Origin of the sequence: Levilactobacillus suantsaii (assembly GCF_014069315.1) — a bacterium.
GTDB classification, from domain to species: Bacteria; Bacillota; Bacilli; order Lactobacillales; family Lactobacillaceae; genus Levilactobacillus; species Levilactobacillus suantsaii.
Window position 1 is genome coordinate 1 of record NZ_CP059607.1, and the last position, 9353, is coordinate 9353.

The following is a 9353-nucleotide window of genomic DNA, read 5'->3' on the forward strand; positions in this document are numbered from 1 at the left end:
ACACCTGCCACAATTATTATCGCGTGAAGATTTAAAAATTCGTTGGCAGATGAACTCTCGTCAAAGTGTTCACCAAGTTACTAGTAAGCCTGGTTTTCCACAACCCGTTTTTACTTTTAATCATGGTAAGACGCCACTTTACTTAGCAACTGAAATTCAAATTTTCGAAATTAATCACCCTTGGGTAATAACTCCCGGTGCTCGTCTTGCTTATAGTCATTGGATCCTTCGTAATGTGATTGATTAATCTTGAGATTTGGCTCTAGGCTTTTTATCGTTGGCGCTAGCCTTCTAATACAAATAATCCCCATCGAAATGGGGATTAAATCTACCCTTGACAAGTGTCAAGGGTGTAAGTGCGCATTGACCTCGTTTCACTCGGTCTGCTGATAACCATAAAATCAATTTTTGCCGTTGTTAAATGGAATGTATTCTTAATTCAATTTATGCTTAAACTTAACTGAGGTTGTTATGCTTTAAATGCTAAAAATTGTTGCATATCCCGCTGCTTTCAACCAAATTTTTTTAATTGCTTTATGCAGAGAATCTTCATAAACCTGGCAACAAAATTTGAATAACTAACTTTAAGAACTGCGTATCTAATTTGAAATTATTATTTTAATGTTAGGAGTAATTAAGCTGGACGAAAAGAAAGTATTAAAAACCATTGATGAAATGCTTGCTGATCCTTGGCAAGTTGATATTCAAGAATTGTTTGAAGCTTCTGTCAATGAACCTGACGAGATCAAAAAGAATTTGTATGATTCCCTGGATACTTATGTTTTGCAAAAAAAGACAAGAAGATATTATTAATCGTCCTGGCTTCGTTATTTAGCCCTCTAAAAGCCTGCTGAGGCTTTTTATTTTTGCTTTGGTATAAATATATATAAACAGTCTCAAAATCGCTAGAAACGAGAAATAATGCCCTTAAAAATGAATATAGCAGTTAGATTCTTGTTAAGATTCAAAAAAACTAACTGTTTGCTGTCAATGGTAGCGGACGAGCGTAGCGTGGGAGCATAAGGAATTGACAGCTCTAAACCAGTCTTAACACTGAAATGGCGAAAGCCAAAGTTTTATAGAAACTTTGCTTTCCTGCCTAACGGCGAGTGAAAAAGCGGTCAAGCTGGTTCAGCTTGGACGGGGTACGGGGCGTCAGCGCCCGTATTGAATGTGGCTTGCCACACCTTTTAGGCAACGAACGGAGTGAGGCGCAAGGAGCGTAGCGACTGAAGTTTAATGTGAGCCGGTTTTGGGCTCACTCCTTTGTTTTTTTTGTTGCTAAGTTTTGACTTCGTACAGTGGTACCTCTTTTAAACCTCTTTTATAAACCTCTTTTAAACCTCTTTTAGACCCCTCTTGAGCCTTACTCTCCCAAGGCTCACAGAAGTTTATCAAGTACCTTTTGTCTGTTTATCAAGTACCTTTTGTCTGTTTATCAAGTACCTTTTGTCTGTTTATCAAGTACCTTTTGTCTGTTTATCAAGTACCTTTATAAGTTCTGTACTTGATAAACAGGTACTTTTATTTTAATATGTGTTTGAGGTGATAATCATGTCTAATGAGTTAGTTAAGTATGATCCTGAGTTGAATACTATTCCCTTGAGAAAATTTACCCCAATTGAGATGAATTTATTTTTTTCAATTGTTTCCCGCATGCGGGATCAAGGGAATAAAACTGTTCGTTTCTCTTTTGACCAGTTAAAAGAGCTTAGTAACTATAAACCAACCGCAAATAAACGTTTTATTGATGATATTGAAAATACATACCAAAAGATCCTCAGCCTTAGGTTTGGCCGTAGAAGTAAGAGTGGCTTAAATCGTGAATTTTTTGTCATGTTTACTGAATTTGAAATTAAAGGTGAAGCTGAAGAACCTTATGTTGATATTCAGATTTATCCCAAAGCATTGCACTTGCTAAACGATTTAGAAAGTTGGGTTCGTTATGCCCTAACAGAATTTAGAAATTTAAAAAGCAGTTACGCTAAAACAATGTTTCGTCTAATTAAGCAATTTAGAACTACTGGCTATTCTTATTTCTCTAAAGAAGATTTTTTTGAATTGCTTGATATACCTAAAAGTTATTGGAATAGTCCTTCAAATGTTGACAAAAAGGTTATTAAGCCAATTAGAGAAGAATTAACCCCGCTTTTTAGAGGGCTAACGATTAGAAAAAAATATGGTAAAGGCAGAGGAAAACCAGTTATCGGTTATTCTTTTACTTGGAAACCTGAAAGAAAGGACGCAAATGATTTTTCTCAAGGTAAATTTCAAGATGAGCGTCAAAAACTCTTTAACATTCAGCACAATGATGAATTATCAGATAAAGAAAAGTGGCGTGCAATTGACAAAGTTAAATGCTTGCCTTTAGGAACAACTGAAAAACAGGTACTGGCTGAAAAACAAGCTGAACATGATCAAAAAATCAGAGATCAAGCAAGACAAGAAGCACTTGCTGAACTCCGAAAGGGGTTTGGAAAACATGCCTAAAACTATTAGAGAACTTGCTGATGAATTGAAGGTCTCTAAACAAACTATTCAATATCATTACCAAAGACTACCAGCAAAGAACCGACAAAAAGATAATCAGGGTACAAACATGATTAGCCTTACAGCTGAAAGGATTATCAGAGGCAAGGTAACAAAGCCTTTGGTAGCAAAGACCCAACAAACAGGTAGCAAAAAAGTGACAAAGACTAGCAAAGAAAATAATGAGCTAATTGCCACTCTAAGAAGAGAAGTAACAGATTTAAAGTCTCAACGTAACAAACAGATTGCTACTAAAGATCGACAAATAGCCCATCTAATAAGACTGATAGATCAGCAACAACAACTGCAATTAACAACTTTAGAAGAAAATAGAGAGTTAAAAGCCCATATTCAAAAAATAAGTGGCTTACTTGAAACTTCTGGGCCATTTCAGAAACGACAAAATAGTACCTCAGAAGAGGACGTGTCTAAAAATAAAAGCAATAAAAATTGGTGGCACTTTTGGTAAAGCTTTCTTAATATTAGCAAAAATGTTATATGATTAATTGACTGAAGAAATCATATACGGTTGGAGCAAACAAGAAGATGTTTTAGACTTCTTAGATTTTTTCAAGTTACCACACGAACTGGCTTCGTTATTTTAACAAGTTCTTGACCAGATAGGAAGTCATAAAAAGCTCAAGCGCTTATGTTTACTTATACGAACGGGATCTATTAGAAAACATTAATTTGGAGGAATTATGACAGCGATTATTAATACAGTATTTTTAATTTCATTCATAGCTTTTCTGTATTTTATTGGACGGGGAACTTTAAAATTTTTAACAAATAAAGATACCAAACATTCTTTTAAGTACGGACTATTATCACTGCTTGTATCTCTTGTGTTTATGGTAATCGGTATAATATTCGACCCTGCCATAAAAAGTTCTTCAGAGAGCAATAATTATAATTCGGTAAATAGCGACTCTACTACAAGTAAAAAATCAACAGACTCAACGTCTCAAAGCCATTCTTCTAAATCATCTAGTTCTAAAAAGTATGATTTCAGTAAAGTTAAGCTTGGCATGACTAAATCACAGGTCACTGCTATCATGGGAAAGCCTACAGAAGAGAACTCAAGCACGCTTATGTACGGATCTGATGACTTAGATTTTGAAAATGATAAATTGTTCGATGGATCTCCTAATGAAATTCATAAAGCCGCTATAAAAAAAGATCAGACTGAAGCCAAAGAATCTAGCAAGAAAAGGGTAAACGAAGGCCAACTCAAATCATTTGCTAAGGTTTTTGGGCAAAAAGACGTCGAAACTTTACAAAAATACGTTGGCTCTGCATATTCGTCTATAGAAACTTCCCAGGGAATGGCTTACGGGTGGAAAACTGATTACGGTATGCTTTATAGATTAGATGATAGTAGCACTGGTATCACTCATGTATATAAAGATGGTCTTGGAGACTCTGGTACACAACTGTACGTCGGTCAGACCATCAAACAAAAACAACGTAGAAATTATTATTACTATAACTAGGAGGAAGATATGTCTATTATTCTCACATGGTTAATAATTATTATCGCTATTATGTACTGGATTTTAAATAAGTTCGTTAAATTCATGACAGTGGGACATCTCAAACTAAAGGATTTAATTCGTGCAGGCCTTTGGTCAATGATTGGAATTTTCATCTGGAAAAAGTTACACCCAAATGAAGATATACCAGACCGTTTTAACTCAGAAATTAATAAGTATAAGGAACTTCTCGCACAGACACAGAAAAATCACGATAAGAATTAATATTGCTAGAGAATACTAAAAAACTATGTCCAATAAGCTGATCGACATTAAAAGCTGTTAAAAGAGGAGGAACTTCAGCATGAAGACAAAGAATTTAGCGCTTACCAACGGAATCGTGGGATTAGTTGGCGGACTCATCTTATTATTTGGGGGCTGGTTTGTCGCTGGTGGCGCCCTAAGCGATGCGGCAACTGGATCAGCAACAAGCACATCAGGTACAGTGGCTCTGTTAAACATTTTAAAAATTGCCATTTTAGCGTTAGGCATCATTGCATTAATTTATTATAAAGGCGATTCAAGAGTAAATACTGCACCAGGTGTTTTACTAATCGTTGGTGGCGCAATTGCACTTATTCCGTTTTTGGGTTGGATTGGCGGAATTATTGCAATCATTGGTGGTTCTTTATATTTAGCTGCATTAAAGAACTTCAGCCGACCACAACAGTAATGAAAAGCACTATTTTGGAGGATAATTAAATGTCAACTTTTTATCTAAGAGAGGAAAGATATTTCCGAAATCTTTATGATGTTGTAAGGAAAAAAGATGAAAAAGATATTTATTTTTCAATGCAGCCCATTAGATCCGGAGAATCTTTTTTGTATTGTATTATGAGACCCATATTTTTGATGTCCTACTTACCAATCTTCATAGTAATTATGGGTGCTCTATTATTGTTAAGCCATAATTGAAATTCAATTTTTCAAATAATACCAAAATACTTATTGCCATTTTTAGTTAAAAATCATTCAGGGTCTATAACTATCAAATAACCCCTCAAAAACATTGAAAGAATAGCCCCCAATATCTATAATTAGATATTGGGGGCTATTTTGATTTATTTTTTTATAAGTACCCCTAAACTATAGCTATTGATTCAAGATTTCATGGGAGCCAGTTGCAACCAATAACAAAATCAATTCATCATGATCTAGCTGATAAATAACAATCCAGTTGTCATAATTTTTGCCATAGTTTCCATATCTGGCAGGGTGAAATTCACGATAACCACGCCAATTTCCTTTTAATGCATGATCTTTAATCTGATTCAAAACAAGTACATCTTGTTCAACAATTGCTTCTAAACAAGGCTTCAAGACAGTTATTGGGAAATGTTTTTTGACTAGTTTTTTTAATTCACGTTCAAAAGATTTAGTCTGTTTAATTTGCATCTAACTTATCGATCCAATCTTCAAAGTCAGTCAATGAACCAATGTTTTTGACCTGCCCTGTTTCTGCTTCTTTTTTAGCGGCTAAGGCTTCCGGAGAATCTAAAAAGCTGACTAATCGAACTTCATTATTGGCCGCTTTAACTAACGATAAGCGTATATACTCAGAAACGGTTAGCCCTTGTTTTGCTAGATTAGCTTTAGCCCGTTCACTAATGTCAGGTGTTACACGAGTTGAAATTGTCTTGTTTTTAATAATAGTATTACTCATTCTAATCCGCCTCCTTCAAGTTTACCATCGTACTACATCATAATATTCGATTTTTAGGTTTTCTGCAACTAAATTAATTTTAAAGTAAAGGAACTAACAGCTTATGCAACAAGTTGTCTTACACATCAAAGATTCAAACGTCCTTAAAGAGGTTCAAGATACGTTACTCAATAACTTTAAGAAGCTGTTTAGTATCTTTGATTTTGACCAAATAATTTGATAAAAAAAGGAGTGAGCGAAGCCCACGCTCACATTTAACTGCGCCTCCCGTTGGTCGTTGCTAAAATCAAGCCCACGGTTAGGAAACTTCGGTCACACCCTCAGGCAGAATTAAATAGCGTTAATAGCTGATCTGGCCCTTTGAAGTTGTTTGAATTCTTTTGACGTTACTTCAGTACCGTCTTCTAGCTCAACTGATTTAGCGCCTTTAACCCAATTCCGAATTGAATCGGCTGAAGGACCGTATTCCTTGGATAATTCATCGGATCGTCGTCCCGCTTTAACCATCTCCACAATGGACTTTTTTAAGTCCTCTTCATAACGTGTAGCCATAAATAAAAATGCTCCTATGATGATATTTTACCAAACTAGCAAAACTAGTCCGGAATCTCATCATAAGAGCATGTATACTTGTGTATAGTAAGTTTGTTGAACTGCAACAAATACAGGAGGAACAAATGTTTTTAGCAATTAGAGAGATTAAAAAAGAAAAACTACGGTACGGCTTGATTCTAACAGTCGTCGTCTTAATCAGTTATTTGATTTTCATTTTAAGTGCCCTGGCGCTCGGGCTGGCAACAGCTAACACCGCTGCGGTGGACAGCTGGCAGTCTAAGTCCTTTGTAATGACCAAAGACGCTAATGGCAATGCCGGACAGTCATTACTGACAACGAAACAGGTGGATCAGTTAAGCGACGACAAAACCGCAACACTTGGCATTACACCAGTTAATATGAAAATTGGCGGAAAACGTGAATCCGCACAATTCGTTGGGATGAATAACGACGAGTACATCGCTAAAAACCTACAATTAACCAAGGGGCACTTGCCAAAGGCAGCTAACGAAGTCGTCCTCGCTGACTCAGTTGATAAGGATATTTACGGTATGGGGGATAAAATTTCGATTGGGTTATCTGATACGAAATATAAAATCGTGGGTTATGCGAAAAATGCCACGTATAACACCGCACCTGTTATTTATGGCGCGTTAGCGCAATGGCGTGTCATTAAGGGCGTGTCAGATCAATTCCAAGGTAGCGTAGTTACTTCAAAAACGTCACAATCGGTCGATGATAAAGCATTAAAGACTTATTCATACCAAGCCTTTATCAATAAATTGCCAGGTTATACACCGCAAAAAGCGACGTTTGGTCTCATGATTGGCTTCCTGATTGTCATTTCATTGATTGTGATTACCATCTTCCTCTACATTCTAACGGTTCAAAAATTGCCTAACTTGGCAGTTTTGCGTGCACAAGGCATTCCAAATCGTTTCTTGGCCCAAAATACGTTATTTGAGACGTTCTTTATTATGGCAACTGGTATCGTCGTTGGTGCTGTACTATCGGCATTAACTGAATTTGGGATTCCAGATAGCGTACCAATGGCATTTGATTGGGGATTGATGGGACTCATTGCGGCCGGATTGATGGTAACCGGGTTACTGGGTGCAATCATTCCGATTCGTGTGATTAGTAAGATTGATCCGGTATCAGTAATTGGAGGTTAAAAAGATGCGTGAAGAAAAACTAGCCCTTGAACACGTGACGAAACAATTTGGTCAGAAAACCAATTTAGTTACGGCACTAGAAGACGTCAGTTTAGCGTTTAAAGCTGGTGAGGTGTCGCTTATCATTGGTCCTTCAGGATCTGGTAAAAGTACCTTGCTAACCATTTTAGGCGGGTTACAGACACCAACAGACGGCTCAGTTCGTTTGAATGGTCACGACATCAGTGATTTGAGTACCAAAGAAGCCGAAAAAACACGACTTGAACAAATCGGTTTCGTCTTACAGGCGTACAATCTCGTGCCATATTTAACCGTAGCAGACCAATTCAAACTTGTTGACCAGGTGAAGCCTAACAATAACCTCAGTCAAGATGGATTTGACAAAATTATTGAAACGCTAGGCATTCAAAAATTATTAAACAAATACCCTGGCGAATTGTCTGGCGGTCAACAACAGCGCGTTGCAATTGCCCGTGCGTTGTATACAGACCCGGCGATCATCCTAGCCGATGAACCTACGGCAGCATTAGATACGGCACGTGTCAAAGAAGTTGGCCAACTTTTTGCTAATATTGCGCATGACGAGGAAAAAGCAGTCGTCATCGTCACGCACGATGATCGTCTGCGAGAGTTTTCTGATAATGTCTACAAAATTGTCGACGGAAAACTATCTAATACGGACTGATTAACACACTTGCTCTTATGCTGATATTCCGGACTAGTTTTTCTCGTTTGGTAAAATATCATCATAAGAGCAATAGATTATTTAGTTATGTTTTTGTCGAGCTTGCATTTTTGCTAGTCCGCTTGTAGCAAGGGTTTCAGCCCAATATAATAACTAAAATTTACAAGGTTACTTTTCAAATGTGTTGATTATCCATTGCAGAGAAAAGAACACAATAAAAATGATAAGAATAGGAAGCAGTCTAGCCAGCCAAATATTGATGTTTGGATATTGTGACAGAGTATGATAGAGCCATTGGGCAATTATAAAAGCGCCCAATCCGCTGACGATTTATTTGATGTTTTTATACATGTTATTTCTCCAATATATTCATACTAATATAGTACCTATAATACCATTAAACAAAAAAACAGCCCCTATTATCTATCCACTAGATAACGGGGGCTGTTTTATAGGGGCGATTAAAAAAGGCACAAATAACCCCTCAAAAACGTTTTTAAAATAACCCCCAATATCTATAATGTAGATATTGGGGGTTATTTGTTTTTATATGGTATAAATGACTTCTCTTATTCGTCATTTTTTCGATACCTTTTGGAACGATTTTGACCAGGAAATAAACGATCATGCGATCCGACTCGAATGCCAATTAAGACTAGTTCATCTTTATCAATCGTATAAACCACCAGGACATCGTTAGTTTCGCTTGGTGTTTTGTTTTTCGGGGTATCTCGTAAGTGAAATTCATTATAACCGCTCATTCGCCGATTAAGCTCATGATCTTCAAATTCTGGTGGTAATTGTTGTTGCTCAAGCAACAGATCAATGGCTGCTCGAACTTCATCAATAATAGATTTGTCTAAACTGGCTAACCGTTTTAGATCAGCATTAAAGGTTGCACGTGGTTTAAATCTTAGTTTTTTCATTATTTAAACTGACCCCAATAACCATCATCTGATTCAACAATTTCATCGTCAGGTAAAACATGGCGTTTAATTAACTGATCACGTGCAATTGCATATTCTAACGAACCTTCTTTAGCTTTTAATGCTCTTTCTAGCCAGTCCATTTTTTCTTGTGAAACGATGGCTACTGCGCGACTATTTGAACGAGCAATATAAACGGTTTCGTCTTCGTCATTAACTTGATCTAAATATTTTTTTAGGTTAGCGCGAAAATCGCTCTGTGTTAGTGCTAATGTCATATTTACCACC

12 protein-coding genes and 2 pseudogenes are annotated in these 9353 nt (G+C 36.7%); 9 read left to right on the forward strand and 5 right to left on the reverse strand.

All coding sequences use genetic code 11. The annotated features are described in order from the left end of the window. The 7 genes and pseudogenes from H3M12_RS12655 to H3M12_RS12685 form a co-directional block, all read left to right on the forward strand. The coding region (locus tag H3M12_RS12655) for a hypothetical protein (RefSeq protein ID WP_182151159.1) at positions 1-247 on the forward strand (247 nt) is incomplete at its 5' end. 374 nt (positions 248-621) lie between these two features. Continuing rightward, a pseudogene (locus tag H3M12_RS12660) lies at positions 622-835 on the forward strand (hypothetical protein). A 719-nt stretch (positions 836-1554) separates the two neighbouring features. Further along, positions 1555-2490, forward strand: coding sequence for a replication initiation protein (locus H3M12_RS12665; RefSeq protein ID WP_063490264.1), 936 nt, complete (start codon positions 1555-1557; stop codon positions 2488-2490). Then, complete coding sequence (locus tag H3M12_RS12670; RefSeq protein ID WP_097558019.1) at positions 2483-2998, forward strand: DUF536 domain-containing protein; 516 nt, start codon at positions 2483-2485, stop codon at positions 2996-2998. The genes H3M12_RS12665 and H3M12_RS12670 overlap by 8 nt, the downstream gene beginning before the upstream one ends. Positions 2999-3230: 232 nt before the next feature. Then, complete coding sequence (locus tag H3M12_RS12675; RefSeq protein ID WP_053566834.1) at positions 3231-4022, forward strand: hypothetical protein; 792 nt, start codon at positions 3231-3233, stop codon at positions 4020-4022. Between the two features lie 9 nt (positions 4023-4031). Then, the gene (locus tag H3M12_RS12680) at positions 4032-4286 is read left to right on the forward strand and encodes a hypothetical protein (RefSeq protein ID WP_003642782.1); all 255 of its coding nucleotides are present in this window, start codon (positions 4032-4034) and stop codon (positions 4284-4286) included. A gap of 79 nt (positions 4287-4365) precedes the next feature. Then, entirely contained in the window at positions 4366-4734 is a 369-nt protein-coding gene (locus H3M12_RS12685; protein ID WP_182151161.1) for a hypothetical protein, read from the forward strand. A 419-nt stretch (positions 4735-5153) separates the two neighbouring features. On the opposite strand, the gene H3M12_RS12690 is transcribed toward H3M12_RS12685, so the two are convergent. The 3 genes and pseudogenes from H3M12_RS12690 to H3M12_RS12700 form a co-directional block, all read right to left on the reverse strand. Next, on the reverse strand, positions 5154-5456 hold the full coding sequence (locus tag H3M12_RS12690) for a type II toxin-antitoxin system YafQ family toxin (protein ID WP_015474715.1): 303 nt from the start codon (positions 5454-5456) through the stop codon (positions 5154-5156). Continuing rightward, positions 5446-5724, reverse strand: a complete 279-nt coding sequence (locus H3M12_RS12695) for a plasmid mobilization protein (protein ID WP_003625288.1) — start codon at positions 5722-5724, stop codon at positions 5446-5448. The genes H3M12_RS12690 and H3M12_RS12695 overlap by 11 nt, the downstream gene beginning before the upstream one ends. A gap of 357 nt (positions 5725-6081) precedes the next feature. After that, positions 6082-6276: pseudogene (locus H3M12_RS12700) on the reverse strand (transposase); the annotation flags it as partial. Positions 6277-6401: 125 nt separating this feature from the next. Between H3M12_RS12700 and H3M12_RS12705 the strand changes: the two are divergent. Next, positions 6402-7454, forward strand: coding sequence for an ABC transporter permease (locus H3M12_RS12705; RefSeq protein WP_046811107.1), 1053 nt, complete (start codon positions 6402-6404; stop codon positions 7452-7454). 4 nt (positions 7455-7458) lie between these two features. Then, positions 7459-8139, forward strand: coding sequence for an ABC transporter ATP-binding protein (locus tag H3M12_RS12710; RefSeq protein ID WP_046811108.1), 681 nt, complete (start codon positions 7459-7461; stop codon positions 8137-8139). 569 nt (positions 8140-8708) lie between these two features. On the opposite strand, the gene H3M12_RS12715 is transcribed toward H3M12_RS12710, so the two are convergent. Both H3M12_RS12715 and H3M12_RS12720 read right to left on the reverse strand, forming a co-directional pair. Next, positions 8709-9065, reverse strand: coding sequence for a type II toxin-antitoxin system YafQ family toxin (locus H3M12_RS12715; RefSeq protein ID WP_002834562.1), 357 nt, complete (start codon positions 9063-9065; stop codon positions 8709-8711). After that, a complete protein-coding gene (locus H3M12_RS12720; protein WP_010620850.1) occupies positions 9065-9343 on the reverse strand; it encodes a type II toxin-antitoxin system Phd/YefM family antitoxin in 279 nt (92 codons plus the stop codon). Before H3M12_RS12720 ends, H3M12_RS12715 begins: the two co-directional genes overlap by 1 nt. Positions 9344-9353: the final 10 nt, after the last annotated feature.

Excerpts from the sequence above, each read along its gene's own strand:
- H3M12_RS12665 (WP_063490264.1), top strand. The coding sequence starts at position 1,555 with ATGTCTAATGAGTTAGTTAAGTATGATCCTGAGTTGAATACTATTCCC.
- H3M12_RS12670 (WP_097558019.1), top strand. The coding sequence starts at position 2,483 with ATGCCTAAAACTATTAGAGAACTTGCTGATGAATTGAAGGTCTCTAAA.
- H3M12_RS12675 (WP_053566834.1), top strand. The coding sequence starts at position 3,231 with ATGACAGCGATTATTAATACAGTATTTTTAATTTCATTCATAGCTTTT.
- H3M12_RS12680 (WP_003642782.1), top strand. The coding sequence starts at position 4,032 with ATGTCTATTATTCTCACATGGTTAATAATTATTATCGCTATTATGTAC.
- H3M12_RS12685 (WP_182151161.1), top strand. The coding sequence starts at position 4,366 with ATGAAGACAAAGAATTTAGCGCTTACCAACGGAATCGTGGGATTAGTT.
- H3M12_RS12690 (WP_015474715.1), bottom strand. The coding sequence starts at position 5,456 with ATGCAAATTAAACAGACTAAATCTTTTGAACGTGAATTAAAAAAACTA.
- H3M12_RS12695 (WP_003625288.1), bottom strand. The coding sequence starts at position 5,724 with ATGAGTAATACTATTATTAAAAACAAGACAATTTCAACTCGTGTAACA.
- H3M12_RS12705 (WP_046811107.1), top strand. The coding sequence starts at position 6,402 with ATGTTTTTAGCAATTAGAGAGATTAAAAAAGAAAAACTACGGTACGGC.
- H3M12_RS12710 (WP_046811108.1), top strand. The coding sequence starts at position 7,459 with ATGCGTGAAGAAAAACTAGCCCTTGAACACGTGACGAAACAATTTGGT.
- H3M12_RS12715 (WP_002834562.1), bottom strand. The coding sequence starts at position 9,065 with ATGAAAAAACTAAGATTTAAACCACGTGCAACCTTTAATGCTGATCTA.
- H3M12_RS12720 (WP_010620850.1), bottom strand. The coding sequence starts at position 9,343 with ATGACATTAGCACTAACACAGAGCGATTTTCGCGCTAACCTAAAAAAA.